Below are 19,842 nucleotides of genomic sequence, written 5' to 3' on the forward strand. Positions count from 1 at the left end.
ATTAATCTTGTTAACACGTTGTTGTAGAATCAACACTTGGCGTGTAACGCCCGCGGATTGAGAGCGCTGCATCATAAGGTTGCAGCACCGCGCAGTGATATTAAGGAGGACGCCGTGGCATTGACGGCTGAAGATAAGAAGAGCATCATCAACGAATACGCGACACATGAGGGTGACACGGGTTCCCCAGAGGTCCAGGTTGCTTTGTTGAGCAAGCGTATTGCTGACCTTACTGATCACTTGAAGGAGCATAAGCATGATCACCACTCTCGTCGTGGTATGATGCTCATGATTGGTGATCGTCGTCGTCTTCTTGATTATTTGAAGCGTGTAGACATCAACCGTTATCGTTCTTTGATCGATCGACTCGGATTGCGTCGATAAGTCTTTTTTGCCCGGGCATAAGCTCGGGCTTTTATATTTTCATGATGAATATTTTCATTATGTATTTATCGGGTTTATCGGTTTTAGTGGGTTTGAAGTAGAATAGAAAAGCTTGAATTAAATCTATTAGTTTTAAACAGACTTATAGTGTCTAATTTGTAGAGTTATGGAAAAACTATAGAAAATATTGTAGAGACTTATATTTTTGGATTTTAGAATTTAGGATTCATAAGATTTATAACTGAAGATTTAGAAGCATAATTGAATATGGATGATTGAAGTAGCCGAAACAAAAAACACTACGAAAAGAAACATTGGCATATGCAAATTTGCAAATTCGCGTGGATGTTAGAGGTAAACAAATAACAAAAGCGAAGTTGTCAATGTTATTACGCATGTTGGTTGATTAGGTAAGTTAAGAAAAGGAGGAACCCGTGGAGGGTCCCGAAATTAAGGCTGTAGAAGCCGTTATTGATAATGGTTCATTTGGAAAGCGTACGCTACGCTTTGAAACTGGTCGCCTTGCTCAGCAAGCAGACGGTGCTGTTGCCGCATATTTGGATGATGATTCCATGATTTTGTCGACGACGACTGCAGGATCTAGCCCAAAGGAAAATTACGATTTCTTCCCATTAACTGTTGATGTGGAAGAAAAAATGTATGCTGCTGGAAAGATTCCAGGATCTTTCTTCCGTCGTGAAGGCCGTCCTTCTAACGAAGCAACATTAGCGTGCCGTATTATTGACCGCCCATTACGCCCATTGTTCCCACACACTTTGCGTAACGAAGTGCAAGTTGTTGAAACAATTTTGGCAATTAATCCAGATGATGCATACGATGTTATTGCTTTGAATGCTGCATCTGCATCTACTATGATTTCTGGATTGCCATTTGAAGGCCCAGTTTCTGGTGTGCGTTTGGCTTTGATTGATGGTCAGTGGGTTGCTTTCCCACGTTGGAGTGAGCGCGAGCGTGCAGTATTTGAGATTGTTGTTGCTGGTCGTGTTATTGAAAATGGCGATGTTGCTATTGCAATGATCGAAGCTGGCGCTGGCAAGAACGCTTGGAATTTGATCTATAACGAGGGTCAAATCAAGCCAGATGAGGAAGTTGTAGCTGGTGGTTTGGAAGCTGCAAAGCCTTTTATTAAGGTTATTTGCGACGCTCAGAATGAGTTGAAGCGTATTGCAGCTAAAGAAACCAAGGAATTCCAGCTGTTCCCAGAATACACTGACGAACTTTATGCAAGAATCGATGAGATTGCTCATGCTGATTTGAACGAGGCTCTTTCTATTGCTGAAAAGCTCCCACGCCAAGATCGCATTGCTGAAATTAAGGAAGGCGTGCGTGCTGCAATCGCAGAAGAGTTTACTGATATGGACGATGAGGAGAAGGAAAAGGAACTTGGTAACGCCTTCAAGGAGTTGCAGCGCCAGATTGTTCGTCGTCGTATTTTGACGGAAGATTACAGAATTGATGGTCGCGGTTTGCGCGATATTCGTACGCTTAGTGCAGAAGTTGATATTGTTCCTCGCGTTCACGGTTCTGCGCTATTCCAGCGTGGTGAAACCCAGATTTTGGGCGTAACTACTTTGAATATGCTTAAGATGGAGCAGCAAGTGGATGCGCTTTCTGGTCCGCAGACTAAGCGCTATATGCACAATTACGAAATGCCTCCATATTCCACTGGTGAAACTGGTCGCGTTGGATCTCCAAAGCGTCGCGAGATTGGTCATGGTGCTTTGGCTGAGAAGGCTTTGGTGCCAGTTTTGCCAAGTCGTGAAGAGTTCCCATACGCTATTCGTCAGGTGTCTGAAGCTATTGGTTCTAACGGTTCCACTTCTATGGGATCTGTTTGCGCGTCTACGCTTTCTTTGCTTGCAGCTGGTGTGCCTTTGAAGGCTCCAGTTGCTGGTATTGCTATGGGCTTGGTTTCGGGAGATGTTGATGGAAAGCATATCTTCAAGACTTTGACCGATATTCTCGGTGCAGAAGATGCTTTCGGAGATATGGACTTCAAGGTTGCTGGTACTTCCGAGTTCATCACTGCTTTGCAGCTTGACACTAAGCTTGATGGCATTCCAGCTGATATTTTGGCTGCCGCTTTGCAGCAGGCTCACGAAGCTCGTGCAACGATTCTTGAAGTTATCAACGAGTGCATTGATTGCCCAGCTGAGATGAGCCCATTTGCTCCACGCATTATCACAACTACGATTCCTGTAGATAAGATTGGTGAAGTAATCGGACCTAAGGGCAAGATGATTAACCAGATTCAAGAAGAAACTGGTGCCGAGATTGCCATTGAAGATGACGGTACTGTTTATATTTCTTCTGAAGGCGGCGAAGCTGCTCAGAAGGCGAAGGAAATCATCGACTCTATTGCAAATCCTCGTATTCCAAAAGCTGGTGAAACTTTCACTGGTAAGGTTGTTAAGACAACAAGCTTTGGTGCTTTCGTAAACTTGACTCCTGGAAGTGACGGATTGCTGCACATTTCTCAGATTCGTAACCTTGCTAATGGCGAGCGCATTGATACTGTTGAAGATGTGCTTAAGGAAGGCGATAACGTAGAAGTAATCGTACAAAGCGTGGATGAGCGCGGTAAGATTTCTTTGGCCATTCCAGGTTTTGAGAATCAGGAATCTTCTGCTCCAGCGCCTCGCGAAAACCGTGGTCGCGCTCCTCGCGAAGATCGTGATGATAGGGATGATCGCAGAAGCGATCGCCGACGCGCTCCACGTGACGATAGGGATGATAGGGACGATAGGGATGAGCGCCCTCGCCGCCGTAATGTTCGTGATGATCGTGATTCGCGTTATGACGATAGGAATGATCGAAACGATAGAAGCGATCGTTCTGACCGTTATGAGGATCGTTCTTCCAGAAGGGATGATCGCAGGGATAATCGTTACGATAACAACGATTTTGAAGATCGTCCTCGCCGACGCGCTCCACGTGAAGATCGTTATGATGATAGGGATGATCGCAGGGATAATCGCGATGATCGCCATGAAGATAGGTCTGCTCATCGCAATGCCGATCGTCGTGGAAACGACCGTAATCCACGTTACGCAGCTGATGACGATCACTATGATGAGTATCGCGCGTCTCGCGAAGAGCGTTCTGAGCGCCCTCGTCGTAGGATCCGTCGCGATTTTGACCCATTTGACGAGGATTAATCTTAAGTCAAATAGATGAACGCACAAAAGCGTAGTCGCATAAAATAAAAATAATTCTAAATGCCTTCAAGTAGCTTTTGCACTTGGGGGCATTTTAAAACGGCTTAAAATAAGGGAAATACTATTATGGATCGCACTTTAGGGTCATTTAAAACCACTTCTATTGGTTTTGGTGAAATGCCATTGACGATTGAAAACAATCTTGGACACGATATGGGTATCGAAACTATTCATGCAGCTCTTGATGCAGGCTGCACTCATATCGATACAGCATGGGCATACTATTGTTCTGGCGGCGAGGAACAAACTGGAGAAAAGCTTGTTCGCGAAGCTTTAGAAAGTTGGAATGGAGACAAGTCCTCTATTTTAGTTGCAACAAAAGTCGGACACTTCCGCAACTTTACTGACGGACGACCAACATGGGGTAAAGATGGTAAGCCAGAGCATTTGATTGCGCACGCTAAAGAGTCAGCAATGGCTCTTGGCGTAGATACGATTGATTTGCTTTACTTCCACAGGCCAGATCCAGAAGTTCCATACAATGAGTCGATTGAAGCAATGCAACAGCTGCTCGATGAAGGAGTTGCGCGCGAAATTGGCATTTCTAACGCATCTGTTGAGCAGATTGACATTGCGCGCGGAATTCTTGGAGAAAAGCTTGTGGCTGTGCAAAACCAGTATTCTCCAGTGCATTTAGAGAATGAAGACACGTTGCAATATTGCAAGCAGCTTGGAATTGCGTTTGTTTGCTGGAGTCCTCTTGGAGGGTTCCGTCACCCATATGACGAGCATCTTTTTGACCCATTCCGCAAAGTGGCAGATGCTCATAAAGTTAGCTATCAGCAGGTTGTTTTGGCTTGGGAGCTTGCTAAGGGAAATAACGTTTTTGTTATTCCAGGCGCTCATAGACCAGCTACAATATTGGATAGTCTAAAAGCTGCGGATTTGCAGTTAAGCGATGAAGAATTAGCTTATTTGGGCTAACTTTTACGGCAAATAACTTGTTACAGCAAATAAAACAAAACGAAAGCGAATAATATGCAGGAAACTAGCGTAGCAGGAATGCCACTTGCTCATGAAGACGAGCATGGGTTGCCAATTCCAGTGACAATTCCAGTGCCATTGGGATCGCACGCTCACGCCGTTTTTACAACACGATTAGGTGGCATTTCCGAAGGTGATTTTGCGTCGCTTAACCTAGGTGGCAAAGCTGGCGACGATGCTAAAGCTGTGTTTAGCAACCGTTGTGCTTTGCAAAATACTCTTAAAGCCGACTTGTGTCTTGTTAGCCAAGTGCATGGAAATAGCGTATTTGATGCAGATTCAATAGTTGATTCGTGGAACACTCAGTACGGTTTCGATGCAACAGGTTTTGCAGATTCAAAAGTGCGAATTGAGGCTGATGCGCAAGTTTCAACAGCATGCTCACTCGCTTTAGGAATGTTTGCTGCAGATTGCCTACCAGTTTTACTTGCCGATAGTGAATCTGGAGTAATAGCTGCAGCGCATTGCGGACGAAAAGGCTTAATGGCTGGAGTACTTGATTCTACCATTGAAGCAATGTGTGAAAAAGGAGCCGAACGCTCGAATATAACAGCTGTTCTTGGACCATGTATTTGTGGCGATTGCTATGAAGTTGGCGAAGAAATAGCTAGCGACTTTGAACGCAGATATCCACAGACTGCAACGCAAACGCGTTTTGGTGGAGTGGGAATTGATATTGCTGAAGCTGCCCGCATTGATTTAGCGCTGGCAGGAGTTGCAAACGTTGTTGACGCTTTGCCGCGAGTTACAGCTGCAACTCAATATTTGGCAGAAGACGAAGAATTGAGTACAGTTTGCGATGTTGATTGCGAAGGTGGAACGCTGAAAAGTCGCCTTCAGGCGTTGCAAAACCCAATGTGCACGTTGGAAAATCCACTCTGGTATTCTCATAGACGCGCAGGTCTTGCTGGAAAATCACATGAAGGACGATTGCTTGCACTTATAGTCAAAGATAAGTAAAAAGCAAAGCTATTCGTAGAAAGCTATTGTTATGAAGCAAATTAACGTAGTTATTTCAGGATTTGGACCATATGCTGATCTTAGCGTAAACCCGTCTTACGAAGTGCCATTGGCTTTAGAACAATATTCAAGTCAGGAGCTTGATCTTCCAGAAGATGTTAGAGTAAATATCAAGTCTGTAATGCTGCCGATTAGCTTTGCAAACGCATGGCCTCAGCTTTTAGAAATGATTAATGCGCAAGATGCGGATATTGTAATAGCAACAGGGGTAAAACATACTGCTCGCGGAGTGCAATTAGAACGGTGCGCCACAAATATTATGGACGCAACTAAACCAGACGTAGATAACCACACTCCACAAAGTGTACAAATTGTTGAAAATGGACCATCTGCATATTGGACTAGGTTGCCATTGCGAATGATTCTGAACGATTTTGCTCACGATGCAATAGCGTCAACACTAAGTTCGGATGCAGGAACATACGTTTGCAACTCACTGTTTTATAGGCTATTAAATTGGGCGTCCAATAATTCTAAAAAGCAGATAATCGCAGGATTTGTAAGTTTTCCTCCAGTTGTTGCAACTCATGACGCTAGGCATGGGCTGCCGTTAGATTCGCAAATAAAAGCTGGTCAAAACATAATTCGTGAAGCCGTAAAATACTATATGAAACCTTCATCTTTAAGCATATTGCTCGAGTAGTTCGCTCGACACGCCCGAGTGTTTTTGCGTCTAAAGTGATAGCGTTATTGCTGATGGAGTGTGCACGATAAGTTAGTGAATCGTGCGGGGGTTTGTGAAAGGAAAAACTATGGTGCCAGATCGTTTCCCAACTGCTTTGCGCGGATACGACAAAGATAAAGTCAACGAAGCCTTTTCTAACTACGAGCGCACAATATCGCGTCTGCGTGAACAAGTGCGATCTAGTGACGAATCTATTCTTCAATTGCAAGCACAATTGCAAGAAGAAAAAAATAATGTTAAACGTGCAAAAAGCGGGAATACTTTTGCATCTTTGGGCGCAAATGCGCAACAATTACTTGCGTCGGCAGAACAGACGAGTTCGCAGCTAATTGAACGCGCAAAGCAAGACGCTGCGTCGATTAAAAAAACTGCTCAGGCGCAGGCGGGAACCTTGCTAAACAATGCAAAATTAGACGCAGAGCATTTGCTGCAAGAGGCTCAAACAAAAGCGGATACGCTGCTTTCTACAGCAAGCAACAAGGCAAGCCAGATGACGAGTGCGGCAAAAGAAGACTCGCAGCGTTTGCGTGAAACAACAAACAAAGATGTTACTGCACAAAGAGATGCTGCAACGCTGGAAATAAACAACGCTAGAGAAGAACACACGAAGCGAATGGCATCCGAAAAATCCGAGCAGGAGCGAGCAATTGCACAGCTAAAAGCGGATGCAGCGCAGAAAATCGCGGAACAGAGGTCTGCGGCAAACGCGGAAATTGCTCATGCTAAAGCAGAGACAAATGATCAGATTGAGTCGGCTTTGGCAGAAGCAAACAAGAAACTTGCAGACATGCAGGAGCGAGCAACAAAGATGATGGCGGATGCGCAGCGCAAGGCTGGAGAAATCACGGATGCTGCAGCTGCAAAGGCCCAAGAGATTGCAGACGAAGCGCAAGTTGAGCGCACGCGTACTCTTAGCCAAGTTAGTGCAGAAGTTGAGCAAATTAGAAACGATATTGCAGCTCAACAAGAAGAGGCCACAAAAAAGGTGAACGAGCTTATTTCTGGTCTAAAAGAGCGCGAGCGTGCTGCGCAAGAAGAGGCTGATGCGCTTGTTGCTAGGGCAAAAACTATTCATCAGGATGCGGATAATTATGCTGCACAGGCGCATAAGGATGCGGATGCTCAGGCTGCACAAATCGTTCGTAAAGCTATGCAAGATGCTACGGCTCAAGTGGAAGAGCGTAGGGCAGCAGCTCAGCAGGAGCTGGATGGTATGACGGCGCGCCTAACACAATTGCAGCATAGGGAAGCGCAAATTACGCAACGTGTTACCGAGCTTAGGTCTTTGTTTGCAAACGCTTTTTCTGGATTTGATTTTGGTGATGCTGTTTCTGGGCAGGGGCATTCTGGCGATTCTGCAGATGCGGATGCTTCGGATAATAGCGATGCTGATGCCCAAAAACAGGCGAGGAAAGACGCACAAGCCCAAGTTGAAGAAGCTATTGCTCAGGAATCCTGAGTTGCGAGTTGCGAGTAGCGAATTGTGCTGTGTGGTGGATTTATAAGTGAAAACTCATAAAGAAAATCAGTAAAGAGATTCCACGGAAAAGTCGCAAGCATCCGAAGATTTGCATAAAAGGCTAAAATAAACTATAAAAAATAAAGATAAAATAAGGAAAAACAAGAAAGGTTAGACAGTGACTGAGATCTCTGAATTAAGTGCCGAGGCTTTGCAAGGTTTGCGTGACGATTTTGACGCAAATCCATTGAATCGTTTAGCAATGAACGGTGTTACTGCCGCTGGAATCGACAAGGTAGCGCGCAACTATGACCGCGCGCGTTTATTGCAGCGCCGATTCTCAACGGTTGTGGATAATGGTGACGCAAGGCATCAGGATCATTCTGGTCGCTGCTGGCTATTTAGCTCTTTGAACGTTGCGCGATTTGTGGCTAAAAAAACGCTTAAAGTTAAGGATTTTGAGTTTTCGCAAAATTACGCAATGTATTTCGATAAACTTGAGCGAATCAACTATTTCTTAAAGGATGTTGCTGCTCTTGTTCGCTCTGGTGAACCAGCTGATTCTAGACTAGTACAGCATTTGTTGCACGACGTTATGGGTGACGGCGGTCAGTGGACAATGGCTATGAACGTCTATAAGAAGTATGGTGCCGTGCCTAAAGACTTGTATCCAGAAACGGAGTCGTCTAAAGATACGGACGCTATGAACACTCAGCTTCGCCGTTTGTTGCGAACGGCTGTTGCACACATGTACGCTAATGCTGCAGATATTGACGACATAATTGCGGAAACTACTGCTGCAGGTCATAGGATTCTTACAATCCACTTGGGTGAGCCGCCAAAGAGCTTCGACTGGGAATGGACGGACGAGGACGGAAAGTTCCATCGCGATGGCGAGATTACGCCAGTTGAGTTTTGGAAGAAGTATGTTACGGCTGGGCTGGAAGATTACGTTTGCTTAGTAGACGATCCGCGTGCGGAGCATCCAAAGGGCAAGAAGATTGCGATTGAGCACTTGGGTAACGTTGCTGGTGGAGACGCTACGGAATATTTGAACGTACCAAATCAGTTTATGAAGGATTGTGTGCGTAAGATCCTCGTTGAGCAGGGCATTCCAGTTTGGTTTGGTGCGGATTGCCATCCTATGATGGATCGTGTAAACGGTGCTTGGGCTACGGATTTGTTTGAGTATGATCGCGTTTATGGCGTTGATTTTGATTTAAACAAGGAGCAGCGTGTGCGTTTTGCTGATTCGGCGATGAACCATGCGATGGCGTTTGCTGGGGTTGATGTTGCGGAAGATGGCACGACTACTCGCCGCTGGCGAGTTGAGAACTCTTGGGGCGCGGATATTGCCGACAAGGGTTACTTTACTATGAGTGACGATTGGTTTACTGAGTACGTGTATGAGGTTGCTGTGCCTAAGGCGCTTTTGCCAGAGGAGTATCGTAAGGCGCTTGAAGAGCCAGCAATTGTTTTACCGGCGTGGGACCCAATGGGCGCTTTGGCTTAACGCGAAGCTGCATAATGCGCTTCGCGTTACTCCAAAGCGCCCGAGCTTGCTCAGGTTGAAAGTCCAGTGGACTTTCAACGCAAGCGAGGACGTTCGCGCGCTTAGACCGCGCGAATGTTGTAGCTTAGGTTAATTTCACTAGGAAATTACCCTACTCGAGTGCGCTCGAGCTTGCTCAAAGTTGCTAGGTTAGTGCGTTTATTGTTCAAAGATTGCAGAATCGTCAGTTGGATATCCGTTTGAATACGCGCTTATTATGTGTGAAACTACGATATCTGCAAGTACACCTATAAAATCTTGATTTTCGATACTTACAATCGCATCATTATTTATTTTTCCGTCTTTGTTTATTGGGAAAATCGTTTGATTTAACGCGTCTAGTTCTTCTCTTGCACAATCCATATAGGCTATTGCAACAATAGGTAGTTCTTTTCCTGTGGCGTTGTCTTTAGCGATTCCTGATTCCAGGTTTTGCTTAGGTATCTCATAGACTTTTTGACGCAAGTCACTTCCACTTGATGCAAAGTGCATAAGTGTGTTTGAAATTGTAGCCGTCATGTCGCTTTGTCGAAGTGAAACGTTTTTTGCATCTCTAGCAGCTAGTGTTTGCAATAGAAATGCGAGTTTGTCTTGTGCTACAGCTGCTTTTGCTAGCGGATCATGATTCCAGTATAGGTTTTTGTTATTGTCTGCAAAGTCTTGGATTTTTTTGTAAGAGTTTAATTCTAGTTGCTCAGCTAGCTTAATTGTTTCAGCATTTCCAGTTTGATTTAAATTGGCTAATTTCCAAATGTTTTGGGCACTGAACACAACGCCTTGAGCGAATCTACTGTTACATTGAACTGCGACTTTTTTCCATGTGTCAGAAGCATTCTTTAAGTCTTTAGATGTTAAGTTATTTATTTTTTTATCCACTTTTTCTTGGATTGATTTTGCTTTTTGCATAATTTTGTAGCAAGGTTCGTGGTTTTGCAAAGAATGCAGATTGTTGTTTTTTAATTCTTTTGTACTAGAACATGCACTGAAAAGCATCGTTATTGTCATTAATGCTGCAACTATTAAAAGATGATTTTGCGTATGCTTTTGATTGCGCTTTTGATTGTGTTTTGTGCGCTCTAATAGGCTTCTTAACAAAACAAACTGTGTCTGCATAATCTACTAAAATAGTCCGTGACTGTGACCAATGTTTGCTTGTTTTGCGTTTGGCATTGTATGCTTAACATTTTCAATTGCAGTCATAAGATTTTGTGCTTTACAACCGTTGTTAGATTTAGATTTTAACGCGTTTGTTGTGTGCTAATCGCGATAAAAGAAAAATAAGTTAATTTTATAAGTGAATTTATAAATGAATTTTCAACAGGAGGACATGCACGATGGAATTGGATTTGGCGGGAATGCATCAGCTTGCGGCGCAGCAGGGGATTAATGCCGAGGAGCTGGACGAGGCACTCGCCGAGGCCTTGCGTCTTGCATACATGAAGACTTCTCACCCAGCTAGGCATGCTCGCGTTGAATTAGATGAGCGTGCTGGCAGCTTTACAGTGTGGGCAAAAGACGAGATTCCTGGAGTTCCTACGGAAGATAATCCTCATCCAGCACCAACTCTTGGCGAAGAATACGATGATACACCTCGTGATTTTGGACGTCTTGCTGCTGCTACGGCACGTCAGGTTATTACTCAACTTTTCCGTAAAGTAGAAGATGACCGCGTATTTGGTGCTTTTTCTGGACAAAAAGGAAAGTTGATTAACGGCGTTGTGCAGCAGGATTCTAAAGATCCTTCTAATATTCATGTTGCTGTTGGAGATGTTGAGGCGATTTTGCCGCGTCGTGAGCAGGTTCCAGGTGAAAGATATCGTCATGGTGAGCGTATTCGTGTTTACGTTGTGAACGTTGCTCGTGGTTTGCGTGGTCCAGAAATCGTTGTTTCTAGGTCTCATCCTGATCTTGTTCGTAGACTTTTTGAGCGCGAAGTTCCAGAACTTGTTTCTGGAGCAGTTTCGATTATGGCTATTGCTCGCGAAGCTGGCGCTCGCACTAAGATTGCTGTTCGTGCCAACACGGAAGGTGTTAATCCAAAGGGTGCTTTGATCGGTCCTGGTGGTTCTCGTGTTCGTGCTGTTATGGAGAATCTTGGTCCAGAAAAAATAGATATTGTTGATTGGTCGGAAGATCCAGCGAAGTTTGTTGCCGCTGCTCTTTCTCCAGCAACAGCAACACAGGTTCATGTTGTTAGTGAAAAGAGCCAGACAGCTGTAGCGTTTATTCATGATTCTCAGCTTTCTCTTGCTATCGGTAAGGAAGGTCAAAACGCAAGGCTTGCAGCAAAACTTACTGGTTGGAAGATTGGTATTGAGTCTGCGGAAGAACATGCTAAGAAGCAGGAAGAAATGAATGCTGATTCTAAGGTTTCAGCAGAGTAACATCCCGTGGATTAGCATTAGCGACACTCCCGAGAATCCAACGTTTCGAGTATGCTGAAAGCTGCAATTTGGGCTTATGCGCAGCTTTCTGCCTAGTGGGAACGAGGTACGGAAAATCATGGTTGAAATCATGGTCGCACGATGAGATATCGCATTATGAGGTATCTCACTAAAGAGCATAAGAATAAGAATCTTATAAAAATATAAAGTGGCTGCGTTCGTTTTGCGCTGCCACAGACTGAGGAGAACACTGAGTGGTAAAAAAGCGCGTATACGAACTAGCTAAAGAGTTTGGTGTAGACAGCAAAACCGTGTTGGAGCGGTTGAAGAGCATGGGCGAATTTGTTAAGTCCGCGTCTTCAACAGTAGAGGCTCCTGTTGCACGTAGATTAAAAACAGAGTTTGCGTCCGCTGGATCATCTTCTGGATCGTCTGCTGCAAAGAATGATGCGAAACCTGCTGCAAATAAGAATGCTGATAATTCTTCGAATAAGACTAATCATTCTTCTAATAAATCGGAGTCGTTGGCTCAGAATAATGCTGAAAAACGAAATTTGGATAAGTCTTCAGAAAAAGCTTCGGAAAAACAGCATTCTTCGCAAAAGTCACATGATAATCATGATAATAGTGACAATAAAGAAAATCATTCATCTTCCACTCCAAATGGTGTAATTCCTAAGCCTTCTGCTGGTCACGTAAAGCCACATGCTATCGCTAACGCTGATTCTAAGCGTGGAGGCGATAAGCGTGGCGAAAATCGTAACGATGCACGAGGCGATAAGCGCGGGGAAAATCGTTCTTCTAAGTCAGATCGTTCTTCTCAGATGCCTCCACGCCCTCGTCCGCATCAGGGTGCTGGCTCTGGTTCTGCTCCTCGTCCAGGTAACAATCCGTTCAGCCGAAAGCAAGGTATGCGCGCTCCTACACCTGGTGATATTCCTCGTCCTCACCCAATGTCACGTCCAGGCGCTGCTGCAGAAAATTCTCGTGGAGCAAAGCCTGGTCAGGGCGGCGGTAATGGCAACGGCGGTGGTCGCGGTCGCGGTGGTCGCGGAGGCGCTCGTCAGGGCGGCGGTAATGGTTCGAACCGCTCTTCGCAGTGGTCTGGTTCACATCGTCAGGGCGGCGGTAATGGCGCAAGCTCTCGTCCGTCTGCAGAATCGCGCTTTAATGCAAATCAGGCTGCAAGCTTCCAAGCTGCGGCTGCAGGCGCTCCAAATGCTGGTCCATCTCGTGGCAGTGGTCGCGGTCGCGCAGGTGCTGCAGGCGCATTTGGTCGTCAGGGTGGAAAGTCCTCTAAGGCTCGCAAGAATCGTCTTGCAAAGCGCAGAGAATACGAAGAGCTTAAAGCACCAGTGATTGGCGGCGTGCGTATTCCTTCTGGAAATGGCGCTACGATTCGACTTCGTCAAGGTGCAACGCTTTCTGATTTGGCAGAAAAGATTGATGTAAATCCAGCTGCTTTGGTAACCGTTTTGTTCCATCTTGGAGAAATGGCTACAGCTACTCAGTCTTTGGATGAAACAACATTCCAGATTCTTGGCGAAGAAATCGGTTGGAATATCAATCTCGTTTCTGCAGAAGAAGAAGATAAAGAGCTTCTTCAACAGTTCGACATTGATTTGGATGAAGAAGAACTTCAAGAAGACGATAATCTTGTAACTCGTCCTCCAGTTGTTACTGTTATGGGTCACGTTGACCATGGTAAAACTCGTTTGCTTGATACTATTCGTAAGTCGAATGTTGTAGCTCGAGAAGCTGGTGGAATTACTCAGCGTATTGGCGCTTACCAGGTTACGGTTACTTTAGATGGAGACAAGCGCAAGATTACGTTCTTGGATACCCCAGGCCACGAAGCGTTTACTGCTATGCGTGCTCGTGGTGCAGAGCTTACAGACGTTGCAATTCTTGTTGTTGCAGCAGACGACGGCGTTATGCCTCAAACTGTTGAGGCAATCAACCACGCTCAGGCTGCTCACGTGCCTATTGTTGTGGCTGTAAACAAGATTGATGTTGCTGGAGCAAACCCAGATAAGGTGCGCGGTCAGCTTACAGAGTACGGTCTTGTGCCAGAAGAATACGGCGGTGACACCATGTTTGTGGATATTTCCGCAAAGCAGGGAACTAACGTAGATAAGCTTCTTGAGGCTGTTATTTTGACAACTGACGCTGAGCTTGATCCTAAGGCAAATCCAAACATGGATGCTCGTGGTGCAACCGTTGAAGCTCGACTTGATAAGGGTCGTGGCGCTGTTGCTACTGTTCTTGTTCAGCAAGGCACTCTTAAAGTCGGAGATTCTATTGTTGCAGGTACGTCTTATGGTCGTGTTCGCGCAATGCTCGACGAAAATGGCAACCACTTGCAAGAGGCAGGTCCTTCTACGCCAGTTCAGGTGCTTGGTTTGACTTCTGTTCCAACTGCAGGAGACTTGTTCTTAGTCACATCCGACGATCGTTCCGCTCGTCAGATTGCCGAAAAGCGCCAAGCTACAGAGCGTGCAGCTCAGCTTGCTAAGCGTCGCAAGGTTGTGTCTCTTGAAAGCCTTAAGGAACAGTTCGCTAAGTCCGAAGTGGATATGCTCAACATTGTTATTAAGGGCGATTCTTCTGGTTCTGTTGAGGCTTTGGAAGATTCCTTGATGAAGATTGAGGTTTCCGACGAAGTTGGAATTCAGGTTATTCACCGCGGTGTTGGTGCAATTACTCAGAATGATGTGAACTTGGCAACAGTTGATAAGGCTGTGATTATTGGCTTCAACGTGCGTCCAAACCGTCAGGTTGCCGATTTGGCAGACCGCGAGGGCGTGGAAGTCAAGTACTACTCGGTTATTTACAAGGCTATCGAAGATATTGAAGCTGCTTTGAAGGGTATGCTTAAGCCAGAGTTTGAAGAGGTTGTTACTTCTCACTCTGAGATTCGTGAAATCTTCCGTTCTTCCAAGTTTGGCAATATTGCTGGTGTTATGGTTCAAGACGGCGAAGTTAAGCGCGGTACAAAGTGCCGTATTTTGCGTAACGGTGTTGCTACTGTTAACGATCTTGAAATCTCCAGCTTGCGTAGATTCAAGGATGATGTTCAATCCGTTAGCGAAGGCTACGAGGCAGGCATTAACCTTGGCAGCTTTAACGACATTGAGCTTGGCGATATAATCGAAACCTTTGAAATGAAGCAGATTGAGCGCAAGTAATTATGGCAGGAACAAACCCTAGAGCCGCGCGAATTGCGGCTCTGATTCACAGAGTGATTGCGTCCAACATGGAGGCTCATTTACACGATAAGCGACTTGCTAATGTGACTATTACAGAAGTGAGAGTTACTAACGACTTGCAGATCGCTAAAGTGTATTGGACACAGCTTGGCACTGTTGGTAAAGAGCAGGGTGAGCGTCAGCGTGCAGCCCAAGCTTTGCAACAGGCTAAGGGGCGTTTGCGCACTCTAGTTGGAGCTAAGGCTGGATTGCGTTTAACTCCTCAAATCCAATTTGTTTACGATGAGGTTCCTAGTGAAGCTCATGAGATTGAAGACATTTTGGTCGCCGCGCGTAAGCGTGATGAGGAGCTAGCTAAAGCGCGAGAAAATGCTCGGTACGCTGGTGAAGAGGATCCGTATAAAAAGCCTCGTGAAGATGAGGATTTTGACGATTCCGATGATTCTGATGATTTTGATGACTCCGACGAGTATGAGGATTATGAGAACAGCGAAAACGATTTTGTAGAAGATAAGTCGCCAGCAACCGACGATTTAGATGATTCTGCTCATTTGGAATTATAGTTTTAAATCAAATAATTAATCAAATAAAATTTAGTAATGAGTAGTTCTCAAACATCATCTTCAGGCATTTTATTAGTAGATAAGCCGAAAGGCGTTACCAGCCATGACGTTGTGTCTTGTGCAAGAGGATTGTTGCACACTAAACGCGTAGGTCATGCGGGAACGCTTGACCCAATGGCTACAGGATTGCTGATTCTTGGTTTTGGTAACGCCACTCGCTTGCTTAACTATTTGCTTGGTCACGATAAGACTTATGAGGCTGTGATTCGTCTTGGCGAATCAACCAATACGGATGATGCAGATGGTGATGTCGTTTCAAGTGTTGATGATGAAAATAGCATTCTAAACTCTGCAAATACTGATGAGATTCTTAAAGAATTGCGTTGCGTAATCGCTAAGAATTTTACTGGGCACATTATGCAAACTCCAACGGCTTTTTCGGCTATTAAAATAAACGGTGTGCGTGCTTATGACTTAGCGCGTGAAGGTAAAGATGTTCATTTAGAGCCGAGAGAAGTTGTTATTCATGACTTTTCGCTACTGGATGCGCGCTTTAATGTTGGTGTAAGCGGTGCAAAAGTTGTTGATGTGCGTGCGAGTGTTTCTTGTTCTAGCGGCACGTATATTCGCGCACTTGCTCGCGACTTAGGACGTGTTCTTGGTGTAGGAGGACATTTAGTAAGTCTTAGGAGAACTCGAATTGGCGAATTTTCGGTAGAAGATGATAGGGTTCTTAAACTTGAAACTAGGATTCGTACATTTACGGACAAGAATGGCGTTACTCAGACTCGCGCAAAGGCTGTTGTAGCTGACAAACACGATAGTGTTTCTGACTATTTTTCTGACAGTGTTTCTAACAGTTCGGTTGCTTGCGACTTATCTGGAGATTCTTCTTGCAAAAAATCTGCACAAAAAAACTATGATTTACAAAATCGTGTTCTAAGTATGTTTGAATCCGCAAAATTAACCATGCAAACAGTTGAAATCAGCGAAAATCAGGCTAAAGACTTGCGTTTTGGTAGAAAAATAGTGATTCCTGCGATTAGCGAAAAAAATACTATTGCATACGTAAAAGCCGAAAAAGATGAGCAAAACGATGTTGTTGCAGTTCTGGAAACCGCTGAAAAGTCGCCAGCAACCGCAGGGGGAAGCAGAGCGTTCTCCAAGTTACAAGAAAAAAATGAAAAAAACATAAATCAAATAGAAGCTAAACCTATTGTGGTATTTGTACAAAGCTAGTTTGCTGGTAAAATAGTTAATAGTGTGAAAATAAGGGTTCGCGGCAGGAATGCTGCTTATTTCGGATAGTTGCGAATAGTAAGGATATGATGAAGGTCATCAACATTCGACCAGATGCCAACGGCATGATTAATTGGCCAACATTAAGTGCTCAGCGTAAGGCGATTGTTACGATAGGTGTGTTTGACGGCATGCACCTAGGGCATAGAAAAGTTATTGAACGCACCGTTGATCTTGCTCGCAAAAACAATGCGTTTTCTGTGGTTATAATGTTTGATCCGCGACCAAGCGTGGTTCATGAAAACCCAGATTTATTCGACGATTTTGGAGATAACGCGCAGATTCCAGTGGATTCGCAGGCGTTAACAAGTGTTCGTCAGCGTCTTAGGGTTTTGCAGCAGCTAGACGTGGATCATGTGATTATTGTTCGATATAGCTTAGCTTTTGCTGCAAAATCATACAGATTCTTCCTAGGGCAGCTTGTTGGAAAACTTGGTATGCGTGCACTTGTACTCGGGTCGGATGCAGCTCTTGGAGCGCGTAGAGCTGGGAATGTTCATGCGATTAAGGAGCTTGCGCAGGCTACGGGCGTTTTTGATTTGGTTGTGGTAGACGATTTTGGTCCAGGGGATGTTCGTGTTCCAGACCCAATTGTGCCAGAAGTTCCGTCTGAAGATGGAGAGCCAAAAGACCCTGCGGATGGTATGAACAAGGCGGAATATCGCGCTTGGAGTAAAGGTATGCCGAATAAGAAGGTTCGTGCTTGGAGCTCTACGAATGTGCGATGGATGCTCGCGAATGGTAGGGTTCGCGATGCTAGGGATGTTCTTGGTCAACCGCATAGAGTTGAGGGTATTGTGGTTCATGGTGCCGAACGCGGTCGTGAAATCGGTTTCCCAACAGTGAATTTGGGCGAGCGTATTGATGGGTATGTGCCTGTTGATGGAGTTTACGCTGGCTGGATTGTTGATTTAGATGCGGACGAAGCTAGTGCCGATAATTTGCATTCTTCTAGTATTCCGAGTGTTGGCGTTTTGCGTAAGGATGAGTTGCATCTTGGAGTTCATTCGCCATGGCGTTGGGCTGCTGCGATTTCAATTGGAACTAAGCCAACTTTTGCTGAGTCGAATGAAGGTGCTTCTGTTAAGAATGTAGTTTCTGGTGATTCTGGCGATATCTTTGAATCTGATTCTATCTCTGATTTTGGCGCAGATTCTTCTACGTATCCTAATGATAGTGAAAATCGTGTGGTTGAAGCTTATGCTTTAACGGATAAGTGGCAGGATTTGTATGGTCATCGCATTTGCATTGAATTTGCGCAATTCTTACGTCCTCAACATGCCTTCGATTCTGTTGAGACTCTTAAGGATGCTGTGAGACACGATGTTGAGAAAGTGCGAGAAATAACTGATGCTGAAAACCGATAAGCTGGTTTAGATTAGTTTAGGCTGATTTTTCTTGATCTAGTTTGATTGGGATCTGATTTAATTAGATTATTGGCTGAAGCTGCGGTGTTTTGTGCTTAAGATTGGCGGTGATTATGGAGTTGGATATTAATAGCAGCGATATTAGTGGTATTGAGCCTAGTACAAGTGATCTTAATTGTAAATCGTTTAATAACAGCAATGCCTTAAATCACTCGGATGCTCGTGCTGTTAAAAAAGCTGTTGAAGAAGGGAAAAATCCACTCGATTCATCTAAATTCGAGCGCTGGGAAGACCAGGTTGGAGTAGATCGTATAATCAACCGTCGCGTGTTGGAGTTGGAGCCGCTTCCCACTCCTGCACAGGTTCTTGGTGAGTTGCCACTTTCTCCGTATGCGCAAGATATTGTTGCAGAGTCACGCGATGAGATCCGCAGATGCCTTAATGGAGATGACGACCGCCTTCTTGTTATTGTTGGACCGTGTTCTGTGCATGATCCTAAGGCAGCTCTTGACTACGCGTCTCGTTTGGCTGATTTGCGCGCAAAGCTCGAAGGTGAGCTTTTGATTGTTATGCGCGTTTACTTTGAAAAGCCGCGCACAACAGTTGGCTGGAAGGGCTTGATTAACGACCCCGATATTGACGGCACGCACGATATTCACAAGGGTTTGCTTTTGGCGCGTCGCACGCTTCTTGGAGTTTTGGACGCTGGTTTGGCTGCAGCAACCGAGTTTTTGGAGCCGACTAGCCCGCAGTTTATTGCGGATGCTGTTAGCTGGGGGGCGATTGGCGCACGCAATACGGAATCGCAGATTCATCGCCAGCTTGCTAGCGGTCTTTCTATGCCAGTCGGATTTAAGAATGCAACGGATGGCTCTGTTACAGCCGCCGTCAATGGATGTTTGGCAGCTAGTCAGCATCACACTTTCTTTGGAATCGACCATCTTGGACGCGCTTGCGCTGTACAAACACTTGGAAACCCTGATTGTCATGTTGTTTTGCGTGGCTCTAGCAAGGGTCCAAACTACGATGCGGCTTCTGTTGCTGCTGCTGTTGCATCGGTTCGTTTGAGGCTCGGCGCGGATTGCGTGGCGTCTAATGGCGTTGTAATCGATTGCTCGCACGGAAATTCGGGCAAAGATGAGAATCGCCAGATTCAAGTCGTGCGAGATATTGCGGATCGTCTTGCACATGGCGAAAAAGGCATTAAAGGCGTTATGATGGAGAGCTTCTTGCAAGGCGGAAACCAAGATCCTGCGCCTTTGAGTGAGCTTGAGTACGGAAAGTCGATTACGGATCGATGCATTTCTTGGGAAGATACCGAGCGATTGCTTAACACGCTTGCGCAGTCTGTTTCTTCTCGCCGACTTAAGTCTTGATTTTCCCGAAAATGTTGCTTTAATCGGCGTGTCGAGCTACAAAGTCGGGAAGATTTTCCCGAAAATGTTGTGCGATTTCCTATATTTCCTTGCTTGGTGTTGTAGGAGGGCTGGCTAATTCTGCGCTCGCGCGGATTAGCCGCGCTTACGTCTTCGCCGCATGTAAAGTCCACTGGACTTTACATTTAAGCGGCTCAGCGAATCGAGGTGACTTCTCGCGCGCTATGCAGCTCGAAGTCGTCGATTCGCACAACGCTCCGCCTCTTACGTGTTGTCTGTTGTTGCGGTTGTTCCGATTTGGCTTTGATTTTGTTTTTGGGT

General features: G+C 45.3%; 14 protein-coding genes. 13 read left to right on the top strand and 1 reads right to left on the bottom strand.

Going from position 1 to position 19,842, the window contains the following annotated elements; translation table 11 throughout:
- Positions 1-114 precede the first annotated feature (114 nt).
- The 7 genes from rpsO to HXT53_RS01035 all read left to right on the top strand — a co-directional run bounded on the left by rpsO (position 115) and on the right by HXT53_RS01035 (position 9,284).
- The gene (gene rpsO / locus HXT53_RS01005; protein ID WP_004111957.1) at positions 115-384 is read left to right on the top strand and encodes a 30S ribosomal protein S15; all 270 of its coding nucleotides are present in this window, start codon (positions 115-117) and stop codon (positions 382-384) included.
- A gap of 434 nt (positions 385-818) precedes the next feature.
- Positions 819-3,563 carry a polyribonucleotide nucleotidyltransferase gene (locus HXT53_RS01010; protein ID WP_101890074.1) on the top strand — a complete coding sequence of 915 codons (2,745 nt, stop codon included), beginning with the start codon at positions 819-821 and terminating at the stop codon, positions 3,561-3,563.
- 126 nt (positions 3,564-3,689) lie between these two features.
- A complete protein-coding gene (locus HXT53_RS01015; protein WP_004111961.1) occupies positions 3,690-4,547 on the top strand; it encodes an aldo/keto reductase in 858 nt (285 codons plus the stop codon).
- A gap of 54 nt (positions 4,548-4,601) precedes the next feature.
- Positions 4,602-5,567 carry a polyphenol oxidase family protein gene (locus tag HXT53_RS01020; RefSeq protein WP_004115943.1) on the top strand — a complete coding sequence of 322 codons (966 nt, stop codon included), beginning with the start codon at positions 4,602-4,604 and terminating at the stop codon, positions 5,565-5,567.
- Between the two features lie 31 nt (positions 5,568-5,598).
- Complete coding sequence (locus HXT53_RS01025) at positions 5,599-6,270, top strand: pyroglutamyl-peptidase I (RefSeq protein ID WP_004115940.1); 672 nt, start codon at positions 5,599-5,601, stop codon at positions 6,268-6,270.
- A 109-nt stretch (positions 6,271-6,379) separates the two neighbouring features.
- Positions 6,380-7,771, top strand: coding sequence for a cell division protein (locus HXT53_RS01030; protein ID WP_421780686.1), 1,392 nt, complete (start codon positions 6,380-6,382; stop codon positions 7,769-7,771).
- Between the two features lie 178 nt (positions 7,772-7,949).
- Positions 7,950-9,284 carry a C1 family peptidase gene (locus tag HXT53_RS01035; protein WP_004118354.1) on the top strand — a complete coding sequence of 445 codons (1,335 nt, stop codon included), beginning with the start codon at positions 7,950-7,952 and terminating at the stop codon, positions 9,282-9,284.
- Between the two features lie 198 nt (positions 9,285-9,482).
- On the opposite strand, the gene HXT53_RS01040 is transcribed toward HXT53_RS01035, so the two are convergent.
- Positions 9,483-10,436 carry a hypothetical protein gene (locus HXT53_RS01040; protein ID WP_009994443.1) on the bottom strand — a complete coding sequence of 318 codons (954 nt, stop codon included), beginning with the start codon at positions 10,434-10,436 and terminating at the stop codon, positions 9,483-9,485.
- A gap of 221 nt (positions 10,437-10,657) precedes the next feature.
- On the opposite strand from HXT53_RS01040, the gene nusA reads away from it, so the two are divergent.
- From nusA to HXT53_RS01070, 6 genes are all read left to right on the top strand, one after another.
- Positions 10,658-11,707, top strand: a complete 1,050-nt coding sequence (gene nusA / locus HXT53_RS01045) for a transcription termination factor NusA (RefSeq protein WP_004111973.1) — start codon at positions 10,658-10,660, stop codon at positions 11,705-11,707.
- 254 nt (positions 11,708-11,961) lie between these two features.
- Positions 11,962-14,895 carry a translation initiation factor IF-2 gene (gene infB / locus HXT53_RS01050; protein ID WP_421780410.1) on the top strand — a complete coding sequence of 978 codons (2,934 nt, stop codon included), beginning with the start codon at positions 11,962-11,964 and terminating at the stop codon, positions 14,893-14,895.
- Positions 14,896-14,897: 2 nt separating this feature from the next.
- Positions 14,898-15,479: a 30S ribosome-binding factor RbfA gene (rbfA, locus tag HXT53_RS01055; protein WP_004111977.1), complete on the top strand. Its 582-nt coding sequence runs from the start codon at positions 14,898-14,900 to the stop codon at positions 15,477-15,479.
- A 36-nt stretch (positions 15,480-15,515) separates the two neighbouring features.
- Entirely contained in the window at positions 15,516-16,718 is a 1,203-nt protein-coding gene (truB, locus tag HXT53_RS01060; RefSeq protein WP_014554783.1) for a tRNA pseudouridine(55) synthase TruB, read from the top strand.
- An 89-nt stretch (positions 16,719-16,807) separates the two neighbouring features.
- A complete protein-coding gene (locus HXT53_RS01065; RefSeq protein WP_014554782.1) occupies positions 16,808-18,145 on the top strand; it encodes a riboflavin kinase in 1,338 nt (445 codons plus the stop codon).
- 113 nt (positions 18,146-18,258) lie between these two features.
- Positions 18,259-19,521, top strand: coding sequence for a 3-deoxy-7-phosphoheptulonate synthase (locus HXT53_RS01070; RefSeq protein ID WP_101890077.1), 1,263 nt, complete (start codon positions 18,259-18,261; stop codon positions 19,519-19,521).
- The last annotated feature ends 321 nt before the right edge of the window (positions 19,522-19,842 follow it).

This window comes from Gardnerella sp. KA00390, assembly GCF_049244075.1.
Classification (GTDB): domain Bacteria; phylum Actinomycetota; class Actinomycetes; order Actinomycetales; family Bifidobacteriaceae; genus Bifidobacterium; species Bifidobacterium vaginale.